The sequence below is a fragment of the Paraburkholderia sp. PGU19 genome (assembly GCF_013426915.1).
GTDB lineage: Bacteria > Pseudomonadota > Gammaproteobacteria > Burkholderiales > Burkholderiaceae > Paraburkholderia.
Genome location: NZ_AP023181.1, coordinates 1,476,111 through 1,494,239, shown reverse-complemented (window position 1 = coordinate 1,494,239; position 18,129 = coordinate 1,476,111). Strand labels below are relative to the sequence as shown.

Genomic DNA, 18,129 nt, shown 5'->3' with positions numbered 1-18,129 from the left:
GGAGTTCGAAAATGACACCTGGCGGCGCGGCTCCGATCGAACCCATCAACATTGGTCAATTGAGCATTCAGTACCTCATTGACGGAACCGCCACGGGCGGGATGGGTGTTTTCGAATTGACTGTGGCTCCCGGCGCTCAAGTCCCCCCGCCACATAGCCACACGCGTAACGAAGAGTGCGTCTACGTGCTGGAGGGCATGCTTCGGTACTCGGTCGACGGGGTAGTCCGCGACCTGGTACCGGGCGACTGGATGTTTACCCCGCGTGGATCGGTTCATCACTTCAGCAACCCGCACAATGGCACGGCCCGCGCACTGATCGTCCTTACGCCGGACATAGGTGCTCAGTATTTTCGTGATGTCGGAACAGTCGTAAATGCCGGCGGGCCGGTCGACCGCTCGAAGCTTATCGGTGTCATGTCCAGGTACGGGCTGGTGCCAGCGCCACCACCACCACCCACACCCCAATGAAACCCGGGTGTTGGACGTCGGCTTTTTGTCGTGGCCCCGGCTAGATTGGAGCGGACAAAAGTCAGGCGTGACTTCATGGTGAGCGTGACCACATTTCGGGCGACACAATGAGAAAGCTAAAAATCATGGAGCACATCTCGTTGGACGGCGTGATCCAGGCCTCAGGAGAAGACGATTTCCCTTACGCTGACTGGACCGTGCCTTATCGGACCTCCGCTGGCAGGGATGCGCTCCTCGCCGAGCATGGGGGGCGCTTTGATCTGCTGCTTGGCCGTCGCACCTACGACATGTGGTCGGCCTTCTGGCCAAAGGCATCCAGCAGTCCGATGGCGGACGGTTTGAATGCAGCAACCAAATATGTCGCGACGCACCGTCCGGAAAGTCTTGAATGGGGTCCGTGCGAGTGGCTTGGACCGGACATTGTCGAGGGCATTCGCCGCATCAAGTCGCAGGCAGGCCCCGGCCTGATTCTGTGGGGCAGCTCCACGCTGACATCGACGCTGCTCGAACAAGGGCTGGCGGACGAAATCCTGCTGGTCGTCTATCCCGTCCTGTTGGGTACCGGGAAGCGCTTCTTTGCGAAGGGAACCCCACCGTGCGCATTCGAACTCGTCAACACAAAGGCCACTCCCTCCGGCGTCAACCTCTGCGCTTACAGGGTTACCGGCCCGTTGAAGACCGAGAAATCCAGCGACGCAGCTTGAGGCGTCGTTCGATCACCGATACTGGCCGCTGGTGTTGTGTGGAAGTTGGTTCAACAGGATTCGACGTCCGCGCGTGGAACCGGCAATAGCTAATCGAATTTCGTTACCACCGCGCTACCGATCGAACGAGACGACGAACGGCTCCGCCGAAGGCCGGCATGCGGTGCGCAAATGCGCGGCAAGGGATAATGACGTTTCTGCCCCGAAAGCTGCCGCCTGCCCCATAGGGCGTCCTCGGGTTCGAGCGGCCTATAATCTCTCATCCGCACCCCTTAGCTATTGTGTGGAGCGATCCACACGACATCTGGCGGCAGGGTGGCGGCACGCGCGGCGCCATTGCCTCCGCGGAAGCTGGTAACAAGCGGATACCGCAGACCAGGAACCTAAGCACGTTCAGACGCGCGAGCGGACGTGCCGCCCAATTTTCGTTGTCGTGACGTAGCCGCCCGCGACAACCTTGCTGCAGAGAAACCCAATGAAGAAAGGAAAGACGAAACTTACGCGCCATGATGCTGAGCGCCTTTTCGAAGGACTGCCTGCCGGGAACGTGAAAACATCGAGCCGGCCTGAGAACCCATTCGAAGCCGGGGCGTTCGACGTGGTCGAGCGCGTGGACGATGAGTCCAAACTCTGGAAAGACAACCTCATTTCACTTCCGAAGGCGATCGAGTTGCCCGCGGGCTACGAGTCGATATCTCGCATGCGCGAGTCGTTGGTGAAGGCGTGGCGCGTGAAGTGGGTAAGGGAAGGCAAAAGCGAGGTTGTCACCGAGTTTCCCGAAGGATGGACAGCCGTTCGCCCGAAAAGCGGCCCCATAGAGCTACGAGATTCATCCGGCGTGGTCCGAGCCTTATACGGCTGGGCCGAGGATGCTGAGCTCAGGATTCTGCCGCGATATCTGGTCGAATCGCAGACCAACAGTTCGAGCGGATTAGGTAGCGTGCTTGTCCGCGATCGCATGAACGGACAAATTCTGGAGAGGTCTTCCATCTGGTCTGCCCAAACGGGTACCAACCATCCAGATTGGACCAGGCTGTCGGTATGGCTCAAGGCACACTATCCAGAGCATCACGACCCGCTTCGATACTGGGAAGATTGCGAGCGCAACGTCCGGGACTGAGCTGGTTTGTGGGGGCACGGTTCTGGCGTCTGCTGCGCCCTGTTCAGCTAAGACAAAAGCAGGGGGCGGCGTGATGATGCCGGCTTCCCGGGTGCATGAACGGACATCAGCGCAATGGTAAACATTGACCACGATACTGCTTCGATATTTGGAGTTATCGGCTCGGTTGTATCGCTTCTGGCGGCCATTCCCTATGGGCTCGCGATTCTCAGGCGCGCCGTTCGTCCTCATCTTTTCACGTGGTTGATCTGGTCGATCGTCACGACCATCGCTGCTGCTGGTCAATTTGTTGCGGGTGCAGGCCCTTCCGCGTGGTGCACGGCGGCGATCGCCGTAACATGTATTCTGATTTTCGTGGCGAGCATCTATCGGGGTGAAAGAAGCTGGACCCGATCCGACTGGATGTTTCTCGGGGCAGCCCTGCTAGCCATACCGCTTTGGATGCTGACTGAAGAGCCGACCCTCTCGATCTGTCTGGTGACGCTCATCGAGCTTGCGGGCCTCGGTCCGACGGTCCGCAAGACTGTTCGCGATCCTTGGGGCGAAAGCCTCATCTATTTCGTTTTGTGCGTTGTCAAATATGCGCTTGCGATACTGGCCTTGAGACAATGGACGGTGGCAGTCGCTTTTTATCCCGTTGTCAACATCATGGCGTCAGCTGGCATTTGCATGCTGATGGTTATTCAGCGCTTTCGCCTTCGTTCTGGCAGCGCCTTCGATTAAGCGAACCGGAATGGGTGTGATAGACGCTGAATGACGGAAGCCGCACTCACGCGACGCCCCGGAAGATCCTCTAGCCATGAAACGAAAGGAGAGAACTCAATGCCGAGCCTTGAGCGAGCGCGACCGGCCATGTTTATCGACTTTGTCTGGCGCATGGCGCTACGCCTCGGATATCGATTCGCTCGCGTCTGGTGGCAGCTTCGACGCCCTCGTCATGAAGGCGCGCTAGTAGCCATCTACGTCGGGCGGGCACTGTTGCTCGTGAAGTCATCGTACCGTCCCGAGTGGAATTTCCCCGGCGGTAGTCTCAATCCCGGTGAGACGCCTGATGCGGCGGCGCGGCGCGAAATGGAGGAGGAGATTGGCCTGTCGTCGTACGCATTACGCCCCGCAGGCAGCGTTTGCGGTAGTTGGGAGGGGCGAAGAGACCGGGTGCATTTCTTCGAACTGCACCTCGATCGCATGCCCGAGTTGCGGCTCGATAATCGGGAGATCGTCGCGGCGCAGCTGGCATCGCCAGAGGAGTTGCACGGCATCGCGCTGACAGGGGCGGTCGTTGCGTATCTCGGCAGAAGAAATGCCGGCGGTTAGTACACTGGTGTGACAGGACGCTTCTCGTCCTTCGCGGGCTTATTGACCTGCCGGCTCACGCGCTTGTTCACCTGCTCTCTTCAGAGACTCAATCGGAAAAGGGGATGTCATGGCAAAGAATGAAGTTGTCTGGGGGATCCTGGGCGCCGCGAAGATCAACGACAAGGTTGTGCCGCCCATGCACAACGCACCGAAGTGTCGGGTGAAGGGCATCGCGTCGCGATCTCCGGAGAAGGCTCAAGAAGCCGCTGCCAGATATGGTTTGAGTGTTGCATACGACAGTTACGAGGCGCTCCTGGCGGACCCGGAAATCGACGCTGTCTATATTCCGCTACCCAACCACATCCACGTGGAATGGACGATCAAATCCGTCGAGGCGGGCAAGCACGTCCTGTGTGAGAAGCCGATCGGGCTGGACGCGCAACAGGTTGAACGGCTCATCGCTGCGCGCGACCGCACCGGCCGATACATACAGGAAGCCTTTATGGTTCGCACGCATCCACAATGGCTGAAGGTGCGGACCTTGATCGACGAAGGTGCGATCGGCGAATTGCGAGCGGTGACGGGCGGCTTCACCTATAACAACACGAACCCTGACAATATCCGCAACCAGAGCGGGCTGGGCGGCGGCGGTCTGCTCGATATTGGTTGTTACCCGATCACAACATCACGCTTCGTTACCAGGTCTGAGCCGACGCGCGTGGTTGCCCTGATGGAGCAGGACCCAGTATTCGACGTGGACCGGCTTGGCTCCGTGCTGATGGACTTCGACGGTGTGCAGGCGAGTTTCTTTTACTCGACTCAGACCCACCCGTATCAGCGGATGCAATTTCACGGGACCAAGGGGCGGATCGAAGTCGAGATTCCATTCAATGCACCAAACGATCGACTGACGCGTCTGTTAGTGAGTGAAAACACAGGTGCTGGTGTCGGGACTGATCGCTGGCTGGAACTCCCGGCGTGCGATCAATATGGTGTCGCAGCCGCCACGTTCGCGGAGGCGATATTGAGTGGAACCCAGCAGGCTATTCCGCTAGAAGATGCGCGCGCAAATATGCGAGTGATCGACGCCGTATTCCGCTCGGCGCGATCGGGCGCGTGGGAGAGCATTCTGGAAAGTTGAGGTGCATCCGCTGTAGCTAATGGCCTGTACTGTGGACAGTGTCTGAGCGTCGCACCCCATTACTCCGTCTCACCGTTTTGGGTCGATTGCTGCCGGTCGCATCAGGCCTGGATCTGCGACGCATATCGCTTTAGTGCGGATAAGAGCGCGGCATAGTGATTGCTCGATTCATGGTCGAGCAGACGGTGATCGTCTGCGTCGATATTCCAGTTCAATCAAGGAGGAACGGATCATGAACAAGGCAACCAGCGCACTAATCGCGGCCGTCGCGGCGCTCGCGCTGTCGGGCGGCGCTTATGCACAGACAGCGGGTGGCACTGGCAACTCGTCGAGCCATGGCAGCACGTCCAGTCCGGCAACAAACCAGATGAACGATTCGACGAGCGGCTACGGCACGCCTGGCACCACCAGTTCGGACAGCGGCATGAGCGTCGGCTCGCCGAACTCGGGCATGCAGCAGGGTCCGAACAACAGCTCGACGCCGGCTCCCAAGACCAACAATACACTTGCAACCCCGACCACCAAGTCGCCGGCTAGCAATTAAGGATCACACCCCGGCGCAGGTGAGCGCAAGCGAATAAGCGCTTGAATCGTAAAGGGCGCAAGAGCAACTGCGACTGCGCCGGCCGCCATAGTTTCGCGGCTGGCAGGCGCCGGTTGCGACGACCGACTTGCACGGTTCATTGTGGGCCGCGAGTGCCACGTGCGGTTGCACGCCGTGGCGCGTAAATCGTCGAGTCCACTTGTCTATAAAGTGCTGATTTCTGAACCGCGTTCTCTAAGCGGGGCACACAATTCGACGTATCGATCCGCGCTAGCTCAATCAGATGGGTTTGGGCCGTTGGCGTTATCGCGGCAATTTTGAGCCCCGCCAGCTGCGCTCAGTAAGCGGTCACTCGCCGCGAGCGGGCCATGATCGAGTGCAAAGGGACGCGGCGGCGCCCCGACCCCACGCAAACCGCCCGGCGTAAAACGGGGCCGCAGCAGCAAACGTCGTCCACTCGAAACAAATGTAATCGTCTGTTAATGGCGCAGGCGGCAACCCTGTTTTGACGGCAAAAGCGTCCTTGCGCTTTGGTACGATCGCGCCTTTTCCGCCTGCGCGCCGTCACCGTGAATCGTCGATATTGGTCTTTGTTTCATCAACATTGCACAAGGTGGCTCGCCCGCATCCAACCGCTGGCCGCTACCGGCAGAACGAAGGCCAGACTCGTCTTCATTGCCGTGCTGCGAGGCCTGCGTCATCCGACGCGGCGCGGTATCGCGCTGGCACTCGGCGCGGTGCCGGCGGTGTTCCTGCTGTACGTGCTCACGCTCGTGCCTTTCACACCAGGCATCGGTGACATCAGCAAAGTCCGTGTCGACCGCCCGGCGTTGATCGTGTCCGCCGACGGCAAACTGCTCGCGGACTTCAAGCCGGTCAATCGCGAATGGGTGTCGCTCAAGCAGATTTCGCCGTACATGGTGGATGCGTTGATCGCGACGGAAGACCGTCGCTTCTACGAGCATCACGGCATCGACTTGAAGCGCACCGCGTCGGCCGCGCTGCATACGTTCTCGGGTGACCGCCAAGGCGGCTCGACGATCACGCAGCAGCTCGCGCGCAATCTGTATCCCGACGAAATCGGCCGCGCGCCGACCCTCACGCGCAAGCTCAAGGAAGCCATCACGGCGTTCAAGATCGAAGCCGTCTATAGCAAGGACCAGATCCTCGAGACGTACCTGAACACGGTGCCGTTTCTGTATAACGCATACGGCGTGGAAATGGCCGCGCGCACCTATTTCAGCAAATCGGCAGCCCAGCTCGACATCCTCGAAAGCGCGACGCTCGTCGGCATGCTGAAGGCCAACAGCACCTACAACCCTGTGCTCAATCCCGAGCGTGCATTGCAGCGGCGCAACACCGTGCTCGGGCAGATGAACCGGTACGGGAAGCTCAAGGCTGGCGAGTATGAATGGTTGAAGCGTCAACCGCTCAACGTCGATTTCGAACTCCAGACCGCGTCGCCGGGACCCGCACCGCATTTTGCAGTGCAATTGCGTAAGTGGCTGATCGGATGGGCCGATCGCAACGGCTACAACATCTATGCCGACGGGCTCGTCGTGCGCACGACCATCGATTCCCGTCTGCAGGCAATGGCGACGCAGGCGATGAACTGGCAGACGAACCAGTTGCAATCTATCGCGAACGACACATGGAACGAACGCACCGGCTGCTGGCCGGGCAACGACCTGTTCCAGACCTTCATCCGGCAGACGCCCGACTACCGCGCCGCGCGCGACGCGGGTCAATCGGATCAGGCCGCGCTCAGGAAGCTCGCCACGGACCCCACGTTCGTCCGCGCGCTGTGCCGGAGCAAAGCGCAGATCCAGGCGGGCTTTGTCGCGATCGATCCACGCAACGGAGATATCAAGGCATGGGTGGGCAGTCGCGATTTCGGCGACGAGCCATTCGATCATGTGCAGCAGGCGCGGCGCCAGCCGGGCTCGACGTTCAAGCCGTTCGTCTACGGCGCGGCCTTTGCGGACGGCGCGCGGCCGAGCGATACGATCGTCGACCGGAACGTCGCGATTCCCCTAAGCGGACATGCGATCTGGCGGCCGACCGACGCGGAACCGCCCACTGGCGGACCCATGACGCTGCGCGACGCGCTTGCGTATTCGCGCAACCGCGTCACCGCCCAGCTTATACAAAAGGAAGGCCCCGAGAAGGTCGCGCGGCTCGCGCGCGCGATGGGGGTGCGCGAGAGTCCGCTCGAAGCGGTGCCGTCGCTCGCACTGGGCACAAGCCCCGTCACGCTGAAAGAAATGGTCTCGGCGTATTGCACGATCGCAGACCACGGTGCCTATGTCGAACCGCGCATGGTCACGCGCATCGAGGATCACAACGGGAAGGTGCTCGCGGAATTCCCGAGCGCATCGCCAGAAGTGGCGCTACCGGCAAGCGCAGCGCAAACGCTCGTCGACGTGATGCGCGACGTCGTCAACCGCGGCACCGGCTCGGACATCCGAACTCGCTTCGGGATTCACGCCGACGTAGCCGGCAAGACGGGCACGACGCAGGGCAACACCGATAGCTGGTTCATCCTGATGCATCCGCAACTGGTCGCTGGCGCGTGGGTTGGTTTCGACGATGCACGTGTGACGCTTGGCAGCGACTATTGGGGGGAGGGTGCCCACAGTGCATTGCCGATGGTGGGCGCGTTTTACGACATGGCGCTGCGCGCGCGAGTCATCGATCCCCGTGCACAACTCGGCCCGGAAACACGCCCGCCTCGCGTGGTCCGCGCCCGACGTCACCGTCACTTCCTGTTCTGGCCATTCTGATGTCGTTGGCGGCGACGCTTTCGTAACGCGTTCCGAAAATTGGTGGCGTGCCACTGCCGATCCCTTCGCGGTTAGCGCGATGCTCATGGAACAGGCCGGGGTGCGCCCGGCCTATTGTCGTTGTGGTGTTAGCGGCGCACAGCGTTGCTTGGGGATTGCGAAAACACGGCGCCTTCGATCACGCTACCTTGATGAGTCCAAGTTGTTGTAGCGCGGTCACGCCGTCGTCCAGTCCGATCTCTTCGACTATCTTGCCGTCTTTGAGCCGCAGCACGGTCGTGCCGGTGAAGCGCATTGTCCGACCGGTCGCAGCAGGTAACGATCCGATGAGGAAATCGCTGAATGCCGGACCGGTATGTGTGCCACCGCCTTCCCAGCGACCGACGACATAGTCGCCCTCGGCGATAAGATCAGCGGCGCCCCAGAAGTTGAGGTCCGGGAACGCTTCGCGGAAATCGGACATGAATGCCTTAATATCCTCGCGGCCACGCCGCGGTTCGTGCAGCGAGTATCGAAGAAGCATGTCGGGCGCAGCAAGTTCATCGACGATGTCGAGATTGCATGTCTTGCCCCAGAAATCGGTGAACCAACGCCCCACGACGGCTTTGTTGTCATCTTCCTTGGACATGGTGAATTCCTCATTGACTGAAGTTGGGGGAGAGAAACGCAATCGCTTCCCTCTGCCTGAACGATATGGGCGCAAGCAGTCGGATGCCCCCCGTTTCTTGCTGGAATACTCGATGACCCAACTGCGGCGTAAGGCGACGATGGTCTCTACGCGTATCGTGTCGTGAGCGCGGACGGCAAGACGGCATAGCCGTCGACGTCAGGCGTTACTTTGTGTTCGCAGCAACGAGACAGCAAGAATCGGAGTGCCTGTGGCGAGCGGCTGCCATATCGTGTTCACGCAGTCGCACAGTAGATGAGGTCATCGGGTGAAGAAGGGTGCGCGCGTCACCTGCATCTGTGGGGGCCCGGTCCCCAATCCGATCATCGATGTACGGCTCGCCTGTCCTTCATTGACTGGAGTCCGATCATGTTGCCGTTACTATCGCTTCACGCACTCGCGGCCCAACGCGGCGATGGACTGCGCCCTGAACTTAAAGCGTTGTTCGAACGCCATGCCGGGCTGGCGACTGGCCTCGCCGCCACTATCGAGCCCGTCGAACAAGAGTCGCTTTCCCAAGTGCCAGACGCCCTCGACGACGGGTCTGCGAGGGAGTCCAGGGCTGACGGATAGACGGCGAGCGCGGGAGCGGACAGTGGCACGCGCCAAAAGCATCGGTTGAAGGGGAACATGAACAGCAGTCGCTGACTGACGAGGACTGCGTGCGACTGATGTCATCGATTGTTGATTCGTCTTGCCCACGACAGGAATCGACACCAATCGGGGCCAAACGCAACCATGCGGCGCGCTGTCCTCAACGCAAACTGTCGTCCGTCATCAGCGGCGGTGGTATTCCCAGCCCCTGTGCCAGCCACCGCCCTGTCCATTGCCATAGACGACGGGTGGCGCCCTATACACGACTGGCGGTGGATTGGACTGATAGACGTAGGTACCCGGCGCCCCATATGCACCCGGTGGTGCATAGTGGGATTGATAGACTACGGGCGGTGGCGGCGGAGGAATCGGGTTGTAATAGCCACCCACATTGGCTTGAGCCGAAGCTGACGCGGGTGCGCAGACGGCCGCAGCGATTGCCAGCAGTGAGATTGCGTGCTTCATGATGTGACTTCCCTCGGTTCGCCGATTCGACCCGACAGTGAGATGGCCATTTGAAGGATAGTCGCTCAATCCACCGGCGAATGAAACCGTCGCCGCTTATCTGTAACGGTCGGTAACGCGCTTGTGACCGCGTCGGCAAGCAAGACAGGTAAGCCAGACGGAGGCCATCAGTGACCGCGACGACCATGGTCAGTCAAGACGGGTCATGCGTGGTTTCGGCCTGGCACTCTGCATCATCGTTACCCATTTTCTGCAATGGTTGGCCCTTCCGGTACGCTTGACCTCGGTCGTCAAAACGGTCGCCATTGTCTGGAGACCGACAAGGCGAGGGTCTGGAAGTGTGCGTGACACTCCCAGCACCCTCGACGATTTCGGGGAATCGTCAAACCTCAAAAACTAGGATAACGGAGGTATTGGCGATAAGGGGAAGCACTGCGCACGGTCGATTTGTCGGTTGGCCCGGCGTCGTGAGGTTTGTGAACGCCTTCCGTTTCCTGTCGGATCTTTTTTGCAGCGAGCCGCGCACTGTTCATCACGCTTCCCAGACAGGTTCATCGCGCCGAGAGCATGTCCGGCAGGATCGTCGCAGTCTCCCCGGTCTGCGCAGAGCGCGCTGCGGCCTCGGCGCAGGCGAGTGCCGCGATGCCATCTTCAAGCGTGACGGGCATGGCGGAGTCGTCCTTGACTGCCTGGACAAAAGCGGCCCATTCCGCTTCGTAAGCCCGCATGTACCGCTCCAGAAAGAAGTACACCGGCTTCGCAGTTAGCGTGCCTTCGCTCGTGATTTTTTCGACGGTGTTTTCGAGGACGTTCCCGGCAGACAACAGACCCTGCGAACCCAGCAGCTCGATTCGCTGATCGTATCCATATCCGGCGCGGCGAGAGTTCTTGATGACGGCAATACGACCGTCTTTCCAGGTCAGCGTGACCACGGCCGTGTCCACGTCGCCGGCCGCGCCGATTTCCGGATCCACGAGCGATGAGCCTGCCGCCATGACTTTCGTCGGCGCTCCACCCATCATCCAGCAGGCGATATCGAAATCGTGAATCATCATGTCGCGGAACAATCCGCCTGATCCTTTGAGATAGGAAATGGGCGGCGGAGCCGGATCGAAAGAAGTGATAGACAGCAGTTCGGCCTTGCCAATCTCCCCAGCATCGAGCGCATGCTTGAGCGCCGCGAAATTCGGATCGAAACGGCGATTGAAGCCGATCATGACGCGCTTGCCGGTGTTCGCCACCTTGACCCGGCATTGGAGCGCACGCTCCAGCGAGAGATCGACGGGTTTCTCACACAGGACCCACTTACCCGCGGCCGTGGCTCGCTCGATGAGGTCAGAATGCGTGTCCGTCGATGTCGCAATGAGCACGGCGTCGATCGCGGAATCGCCAAAAATAGCGTCGACAGGACGCGCCTCCGCGCCATATCGATGGGCAAGCGTGTGTGCCGCATCGGCGACGACGTCGGATACCGCGACGAGCTTGCAGTCGCGATTCGCAACGATGGATTTGGCATGCACCTGGCCGATCCGGCCGGCGCCCAGCAGGGCAACGTTTAGCATTTGAAATCGTTCCGTTCAAGGAAGGTTAGCGATGGACCGCCATGTTTCGTGAGGTCCCGTTTCACGGCAATTGACTTCGCACGGTCAGATCGAGAAGGCTTCCCGGAACCGTTGCAATGCCAGTTCATCGTCGCCACTGGCCCATGCCTCCATCGCGACAGTGCCACGGTATCCGGCTTGTGACAGGGCGCGAGCGATTGCCGGGTAATAGATTTCTCCCGTGCCCGGCTCACATCGTCCCGGAACATCGGCGACCTGGATTTCACCAATAAAAGGCAGTGCATTTCGGACGAGTTCGATGAGATTGCCCTCGCCAATCTGCGCGTGATAAAGATCGAGGTTGAGGCGCAGATGCGGACTGTCGACTGCTTCCACGAGAGCAAGCGTGTCGGCGGCTCTGGCGAACGGTACGCCCGGGTGATCGACGGCCGTATTGAGGTTCTCAAGGCAGAACACCACTTCTGCGCGGCGGCCGAGTTCCGCCATACGCGTCAGCGTATGCACGGCGGCGAGCCACATCGGTCCCGTAACCGATGGAGTCGGCTTCACGGGCATTCCATGGCTATCCAGTCCCGTACCATGCAGATTCAAACGAGGACAGCGCAGGCGCTTCGCTGCCTCGATGGATTGCTCAGCCGTTTCGACTAGCCGCTGAGCCCCGCTTTCCGTAATCAGGTCGCCTTCGATATATCCCGTCATCGAAGAGAACGTTGCGCCTGTCTGCTGTAATTCGGCGAGATCATGTCGGGTCCAGTCCCAGATCTCCACATGGAATCCGAGTTCAGCAATCTTTCTGACGCGCTGGGCGAACGGGAGGTCGCGGAAAACCATTTCCGCGCATACGGCCAGTTGAAACATGGTGACCCTCTCAAGTGAATTCAACGGTACTGTCCTGCGTATTTGTCGACGAGACCGACGTTCTCTTGCGTGACGAAACCTGGTCCCGTATCGATGCCGCTCGCCTGGACGCGCGGCGTGAGTCCATAGGTTCGGATACGTTGCTGAAATTTCGGATTGGCTTGCAGGGTGGCGATTGCCTTCTGGATATCGCGCGTATGGTCTTGTTTCATCAGCGCGAGCAACGCAATCGGGATGTAGCCCTGAAGGTAAGGTTGCTGGTCGATTGCGAATTTCACCGCTCCCGCCTTGATCCCTTTATCGACTTCCGACGTCATGTCGAACGTGGCGAACCAGATCTTGCCGGTGAGACCAAGCTTCTGAATGGCGCGCATCGCCGGCACCGCCGATGTCGGACCGAGTGCCAAAACCGCCTGTGTGTCCGGCTGCTTGTGCAGTGCTGCGAACACCTTGTTTTCGACTTCGATGGGATCGTTCCCGGAGTCGAGCGTCGACGTCTTGAAATCGGCGCCGATTGCTTCGGCAAAACCACGGCAGCGTTCGAATGAATCGGGATTAGTCGCGTTGTTGTTGACGCACAGGAAGCGCTTGATACCGGCAGCTTTCGCGCGTTCCCCGGCCTCCTTGCCCGCGAGATATTCCGGCTGGCCGACGTGCAGCAGTCCGCCTAGTTCCTGGTTCTGTTTCGCGGTGCCGGAGTTGAACGTGACGACGGGTATGCCTTTCGCGACGATCGTCTTGACCGGGCCACGCACGACATCGAAGTCGGCGATCGTGGTGGCGACGCCGTCGTAGTTACGTGCAGCCGCCTGGTCGAGCAGATGAACCATGTCGGCGAGGTCGCCGTTCGGCGGGTTGCGATAGTCGACCGAAACGTCGAAATCCTTTCCGGCATCGGCAATACCATTCTTGACCACGTTCCAGAACGGATCTGCATCCGGCGCGTGGGACACGACGACAAACCTCGCGCCCGCCGCGAGTGCGCTGACACTGAATGCCACCGTCGCCAACGCGGCGATCAGCTTTGCTGCTCCTTTCATGCTCGTCTCCTGTCGGCCCAAGTTGGCGCTTTAGCGCTTACTTGGGCCCCATGCAACATGGTTGCGGTTGATTCGTCCATCGCCGGTTGGGTTTCGGTCTGTGATGAATCGTAGGGCAGGAGCAGCAGGCGATCGCCGCAATAATATCGCCAAAATGGTTATTACTATGTTTATCATGGGCTTACGAACACTCTTCCAGATGGGAGACACGCTATGCATGCCCATGACCGGCTCGCGGCCATCGCCGTGCTCGACCGGGCGGGAGAGATATTGCGCACTGAACTCGGCGATGAGGCGCAGGCCGTCTGGCCCGTTCTGTCCGCGCTCTTGCAGAGCCATCTGCAAGATCAGCCCGTGAGCATCACCGTACTTGCCGATCTGTCCGGACTGCCTCGGACCAGCGCGCGCCGGATCATATCTGCCTTGAAAGCGAAAGGCTGGCTCGAGTTTCGCGCGACATCGGGCTTGGGTAGCCGGGCGACCATCGTCCCGTCTGCATGGTTACTCGATCGCGTGGACAGAATCACCGAGCAGACGGTGCAGATGATCGTTGGCGCGACGGCTGATGGCACGCTTGATCGCTTTGACGCCGTCAAGCTCAGTCGCGCAGGCGACGCCGGGGTTGCATGGCCGCATCCTGCGAGTGCCGGGTTCAACGATATCGTCGAGTTGACGCTCGTCGCTTACGAAGACCCCGTGTTCGACATCCTCAAGCGCAAACGGCCGGATATCGAGCGCTTCGTCGGTCATCGCTTGCGGATACTGACGTTTCCGCAGGTCGACTATCGCGCGAGGCTGGATCAGGTGCTCACGGACGAATCCGCGCGGGATGAGACGTCGCCCTTGCTCATCGCGATTCCGTTCCCGTGGCTCGCGGAATTGTCGAGGGACGGACATCTGCTTGAACTCGAGAACCTGCAGGCCGAAAGCAATTTTTCGGGAGCGGACTTCTACGAAGCTATTTGGGCGGCAAGCTGGTTCGACAGAAAGCTATACGCCATTCCACTGCAGCCCACCGTGGACTTTCTATGGTACCGGCAGGATTTGCTGGAAGTTGAAGGACTTGATCCGCCTCGCAGTTTCGACGATGTGCTTCGTATCGCAGAGCGTATGCATCGGCCGCGCCTCGGGCGTGCGGGCATTACGTGGAGTGCAGCGCCGGGTTTGCCGATCGCGGAAACGTTCCTGCAAATTCTCGGCGCGCAAGGCGCAGCAGAATTCGATGATGGCGTCCTGCAGGTCGATACGGCGATGGGCCGGCACGTCATCGAATACCTCCGCGCGTTGATTCCATTTTCTCCTGCTCGCGTGAGCAGTCTGGACTGGGCGCGCAATGCGCGGCTGTTCGGTGCCGGGAAGGCGGCTATGTGCTACCACTGGTCGAACCGCTACGGCGTGCTCGATAGTCACGCGTTGCTGCAACAGGGCGGGCGCGTGGGACTGCAGCTTCACCCCACTTACGCATCTGACATGGTGCCCCTGTCGCCGCTCGGCGGTGCATTGCTCGCGATTCCAGCGAGCAATCCGGAACCTGCTGCGAGGTGGGCATGGCGGGCCATCGAGACGCTGACGTCGTCCGAGCTCACGAAATATTTCGTGCTGCACGGTGCTGCGGGAAGTGCCCGCCAAAGCGTGGCGGAAGACCGCTACGTCAAGCAACGCAACCGCGTCATTGCGGTCATCGATCGACTCGCAAGTGACCGGCAGATCCAGACGATCCCGTCGCAGGCTCTCGCGAACTACCGTGATATGACGCAAACCTTGAGCGACCATCTCGAACTTCTTTTGTTCGGCGGCGATCAGGACATACGCAAAGGACTTGGGGCGCTCCAGCGCGCGCTGGCGAACGGACGCAGGCGGAAGCGATAGGGTGCGGAAGCGTCTTGGGGAAGCCTGCAAAGCCGGTCGGGACACGGTCACGTATGCTTCAAGCTATAGTCAATATGCTCGACAAGTCGTCTGTAACAGCGTCAAATTGCACATGAAACGGCATTCAACTCCACCCGGTCGACAAGGACCGGCGGCCCCTCAATGCGCACTCGACTCTCAACGACAACATGAAAAAGATCATCGTGAACGCCGGCCCATTCCGCTTCGTCGGCCGGCTGGAAGAAGAAAAAGCACCGCGTACCTGCCAGCGCTTCATTGAATTGCTGCCGTTCAGGAACAAAGTGATTCATTCCCGCTGGAGCGGCGAAGCCGTATGGATTCCGTTGGGCGACTTCGATACCGGCCTCACGTTTGAAAATCACACCAGCCACGCATCACGCGGAGATATTCTCCTGTATCCCGGCGGATTCAGCGAAACGGAATTCCTGTTCGTCTACGGCAGCTCGATCTTTGCGAGCAAAATGGGTCAGCTTGCCGGCAACCACTTCTTTACGTTGCTCGAAGGCCATGAGCATCTTGAGGCGTTCGGCAAACTCGTACTGTGGGAAGGCGCGCAGGACATCGAGTTTTCTCTGGCCGACGACTAGCGGTTCATCGATAAAGCCGTGAGCCCCTCCCATGACGATCGACTGTTGTCCGGCGGGGCGGCTGCGTCAATAAAAATGGCCTGACCGTCTGTCGAAGATCAGGCCGGGCGGGAAGAGTGGAAACTCGAGGCTCCCGCCCATTCGGGTTTCGCGGGCCTTCGCTAATCCCCGCTCGTGGCCTGCAGTACTTTCATCACTTCCGCCGCTGTGTGTTCCGAATGTTCGCGCAGTAGCTGTGCCAGGCGCGCGCCATCGCGTCTGGACAGTGCGTCCAGTATTTCACTGTGTTCGCCAAGAGACTCGGCCCAACGAAGCACATCTGCATTGGCCGCGCCTCTCGCGCGGTGGATCTTGCTCATCAAAGACGCGTACATGTCGGATAGCACAGGATTGCTGGCGACATCGACGATCTGCTGATGCACTTTCTGGTTGGCACGGTAGTAGGCCGTGCGTTTGCCATCGCGGTGATAGGTTTCCATGGTGCGATGGCGCTCCAGCAGTACCTTCATCTGCTTGTCGTCAATACGCTGCGCAGCGAGCCGTCCGGCCGTTTCCTCCAGCCCATGCAGCACTTCAAAGATGGCGGCGATCTCGTCCTTATTGATCGGTGCGACCTGAAAGCCCATGTGCTGCCGGTGGGTCACGTGACCCTCGGTCACCAGCGTTTTGAGCGCTTCGCGTAAAGGCGTTCTGGATATATCGAACTGTTCGCACAGCGCTTTCTCGTCGATATGGTCGCCGGGCGGCAATTCCCCTTCGAGAATCATCTCGCGCAACTGCTCTGCGATCGCCGCGTACATACCCGTGCCGCGCAGGCTGATGCGCTTGCGTGTTTCCGCCGATAGTGACTTCATGTCCGTGTCGCCTGTTTCCGTTTGTGTCTTCCGTCTTTGCTTAATTGTCGTACAGGTTCGTCAGACTATCTACAAAAATAAAAAACGCACAAAATCAATGAATTACGACGCTTGTAATTCATAATTAGGCATCATATACTGCGTTGGCGCATGCAGCGCACCGGGCCGAGCGCGGTCCCGGTCACAGACATGAAACCCGAAGGCCGTGATCAGGCGAACGGAGGAGACATAGATGCGAACCGTAAATGCGGCCGTGCAGGCCGAGGTCAGGACCGGCGTACGCTGGCGAGTCTTTCTGATCATGTTGATGCTTATTTCGATCAACTATGTGGACCGGGCCTCGCTGTCCGTGGCCATGCCGCTGATCGCAAAGGAGTTTCACATCGCCCCTGCAGTGCAGGGACTGATTCTCAGCTCGTTCTTCTGGACCTATGCGTTGATGCAGATTCCGGGCGGCATGCTGGCTGACCGCTTCAAGCCGCGCATCGTGATCGCGTGCGCCACGTTGTTCTGGGGCTTCTTTCAGGGCATTGCCGCCATCTGCACGACGGCCCCTGCGCTGATTCTCACCCGTCTGGGTCTGGGCGCTGCAGAAGCACCGATCTACCCGGCGGGCGGCAAGCTCAACGCCATGTGGATGACGCGGCACGAACGCGGCCGCGGCGCGACGCTGCTCGACGGTGGCGCCCCGCTGGGGGCGGCACTCGGTGCGGTGATCATCTCCGGGTTGATCAGCGAGTTCGGATCCTGGCGCACGTCCTTCGTGGTGGCGGGTGTGGGCACCATGCTCGCCGGCCTGTTTGCGTGGTACTACATCCGTAACAACCCGCGCGAGCACCCGGCAGTGAATCAGGCGGAAGCCGACTATCTCGAAGCGGCCCTGCTGGAAGAACACCGCAGCGAGCCGGCTCATGCCAGCGGCCGCAGCCTGGATTTCTTCCGCTATCGCTCGGTATGGGGCATGTTCTTCGGATGGATGTGCTTCAACTCGCTGTTCTACGGCTTGCTCACCTGGATGCCGAACTATCTGAACAAGGTTCACGGCTTCAATATCCAGCAGATGGGCGGCGCGAGTTTCGCGATCTTCTTCAGTGGCTTCGTGGGTGAACTGGCGGGCGGATGGATCGCCGACAAGTGGAAGGCAGCGGGCGGTTCGCCTAATCGCGTGATGCGCACGCTGTTCGGTATCGCCGCCGTGTTGGCCACAGCATCGATCTTCTCGGTCGCCTATGTCGGGAATCCGGCGACGGTGGTGGTGCTGCTCGCCTCCACGTTGTTTTTCCTGCGCTGGTGCGGTCTGTACTGGTGCCTGCCTTCCATCCTCGGTACACGCAACAAGATCGGCTTTCTCGGCGGTCTGATGAACCTGGGCGGCAATATCGGCGGAGTTCTCGTTCCGATCATCGTTGGCCTGATCGTGCAGACTACTGGCTCATACTTTCTGGCCCTGATGTTTTTTGCTGCCGCAGGCGTAGGCCTCTTCGTCTGTTCGACGCTGATCGACTACGAACGTAAGTTGCCCGTCTGAGCTTTCTTCACCTTTAATAACTGGTT

The 18,129-nt window shown here is 59.8% G+C and carries 17 protein-coding genes; 11 read left to right on the top strand and 6 right to left on the bottom strand.

Annotation, left to right across the window (positions count from 1 at the left end; translation table 11 throughout):
* Nucleotides 1–11 precede the first annotated feature (11 nt).
* The 8 genes from H1204_RS36420 (at nucleotide 12) to H1204_RS36385 (ending at nucleotide 8,058) form a co-directional block, all read left to right on the top strand.
* Nucleotides 12–470, top strand: coding sequence for a cupin domain-containing protein (locus H1204_RS36420; RefSeq protein ID WP_180733556.1), 459 nt, complete (start codon nucleotides 12–14; stop codon nucleotides 468–470).
* Between the two features lie 107 nt (nucleotides 471–577).
* Nucleotides 578–1,174 (top strand): dihydrofolate reductase family protein, encoded by a 597-nt coding sequence (locus H1204_RS36415; protein ID WP_180733555.1) that lies wholly within the window; start codon nucleotides 578–580, stop codon nucleotides 1,172–1,174.
* 475 nt (nucleotides 1,175–1,649) lie between these two features.
* Nucleotides 1,650–2,294, top strand: coding sequence for a hypothetical protein (locus H1204_RS36410; RefSeq protein WP_180733554.1), 645 nt, complete (start codon nucleotides 1,650–1,652; stop codon nucleotides 2,292–2,294).
* Nucleotides 2,295–2,408: 114 nt separating this feature from the next.
* Complete coding sequence (locus tag H1204_RS36405) at nucleotides 2,409–3,017, top strand: hypothetical protein (protein ID WP_180733553.1); 609 nt, start codon at nucleotides 2,409–2,411, stop codon at nucleotides 3,015–3,017.
* A gap of 99 nt (nucleotides 3,018–3,116) precedes the next feature.
* Nucleotides 3,117–3,608 carry an NUDIX hydrolase gene (locus H1204_RS36400; protein ID WP_180733552.1) on the top strand — a complete coding sequence of 164 codons (492 nt, stop codon included), beginning with the start codon at nucleotides 3,117–3,119 and terminating at the stop codon, nucleotides 3,606–3,608.
* 109 nt (nucleotides 3,609–3,717) lie between these two features.
* Nucleotides 3,718–4,731, top strand: a complete 1,014-nt coding sequence (locus H1204_RS36395; protein ID WP_180733551.1) for a Gfo/Idh/MocA family oxidoreductase — start codon at nucleotides 3,718–3,720, stop codon at nucleotides 4,729–4,731.
* A 232-nt stretch (nucleotides 4,732–4,963) separates the two neighbouring features.
* Nucleotides 4,964–5,275: a hypothetical protein gene (locus tag H1204_RS36390; protein WP_180733550.1), complete on the top strand. Its 312-nt coding sequence runs from the start codon at nucleotides 4,964–4,966 to the stop codon at nucleotides 5,273–5,275.
* Nucleotides 5,276–5,901: 626 nt separating this feature from the next.
* Nucleotides 5,902–8,058 (top strand): transglycosylase domain-containing protein, encoded by a 2,157-nt coding sequence (locus tag H1204_RS36385; protein WP_243468995.1) that lies wholly within the window; start codon nucleotides 5,902–5,904, stop codon nucleotides 8,056–8,058.
* A 178-nt stretch (nucleotides 8,059–8,236) separates the two neighbouring features.
* Here the strand turns inward: H1204_RS36385 and H1204_RS36380 are convergent, their stop codons facing one another.
* From H1204_RS36380 to H1204_RS36360, 5 genes are all read right to left on the bottom strand, one after another.
* Nucleotides 8,237–8,686, bottom strand: coding sequence for an ester cyclase (locus H1204_RS36380; RefSeq protein ID WP_180733548.1), 450 nt, complete (start codon nucleotides 8,684–8,686; stop codon nucleotides 8,237–8,239).
* A gap of 816 nt (nucleotides 8,687–9,502) precedes the next feature.
* Complete coding sequence (locus H1204_RS36375) at nucleotides 9,503–9,784, bottom strand: hypothetical protein (protein ID WP_180733547.1); 282 nt, start codon at nucleotides 9,782–9,784, stop codon at nucleotides 9,503–9,505.
* 551 nt (nucleotides 9,785–10,335) lie between these two features.
* The gene (gene iolG / locus H1204_RS36370) at nucleotides 10,336–11,346 is read right to left on the bottom strand and encodes an inositol 2-dehydrogenase (RefSeq protein WP_180733546.1); all 1,011 of its coding nucleotides are present in this window, start codon (nucleotides 11,344–11,346) and stop codon (nucleotides 10,336–10,338) included.
* Nucleotides 11,347–11,430: 84 nt separating this feature from the next.
* On the bottom strand, nucleotides 11,431–12,204 hold the full coding sequence (locus tag H1204_RS36365) for a TIM barrel protein (RefSeq protein WP_180733545.1): 774 nt from the start codon (nucleotides 12,202–12,204) through the stop codon (nucleotides 11,431–11,433).
* A gap of 20 nt (nucleotides 12,205–12,224) precedes the next feature.
* Nucleotides 12,225–13,244, bottom strand: coding sequence for a sugar ABC transporter substrate-binding protein (locus H1204_RS36360; protein WP_180733544.1), 1,020 nt, complete (start codon nucleotides 13,242–13,244; stop codon nucleotides 12,225–12,227).
* 213 nt (nucleotides 13,245–13,457) lie between these two features.
* Here H1204_RS36360 and H1204_RS36355 point away from each other — a divergent pair, with 213 nt between their 5' ends.
* Nucleotides 13,458–15,113 (top strand): extracellular solute-binding protein, encoded by a 1,656-nt coding sequence (locus tag H1204_RS36355; RefSeq protein WP_180733543.1) that lies wholly within the window; start codon nucleotides 13,458–13,460, stop codon nucleotides 15,111–15,113.
* A 188-nt stretch (nucleotides 15,114–15,301) separates the two neighbouring features.
* Nucleotides 15,302–15,721 (top strand): DUF3830 family protein, encoded by a 420-nt coding sequence (locus H1204_RS36350; protein WP_180733542.1) that lies wholly within the window; start codon nucleotides 15,302–15,304, stop codon nucleotides 15,719–15,721.
* A gap of 161 nt (nucleotides 15,722–15,882) precedes the next feature.
* Here H1204_RS36350 and H1204_RS36345 read toward each other — a convergent pair whose 3' ends face one another.
* Entirely contained in the window at nucleotides 15,883–16,521 is a 639-nt protein-coding gene (locus tag H1204_RS36345; RefSeq protein ID WP_180733541.1) for a GntR family transcriptional regulator, read from the bottom strand.
* 286 nt (nucleotides 16,522–16,807) lie between these two features.
* On the opposite strand from H1204_RS36345, the gene H1204_RS36340 reads away from it, so the two are divergent.
* Nucleotides 16,808–18,103 (top strand): MFS transporter, encoded by a 1,296-nt coding sequence (locus H1204_RS36340; protein WP_180733540.1) that lies wholly within the window; start codon nucleotides 16,808–16,810, stop codon nucleotides 18,101–18,103.
* Nucleotides 18,104–18,129 lie beyond the last annotated feature (26 nt).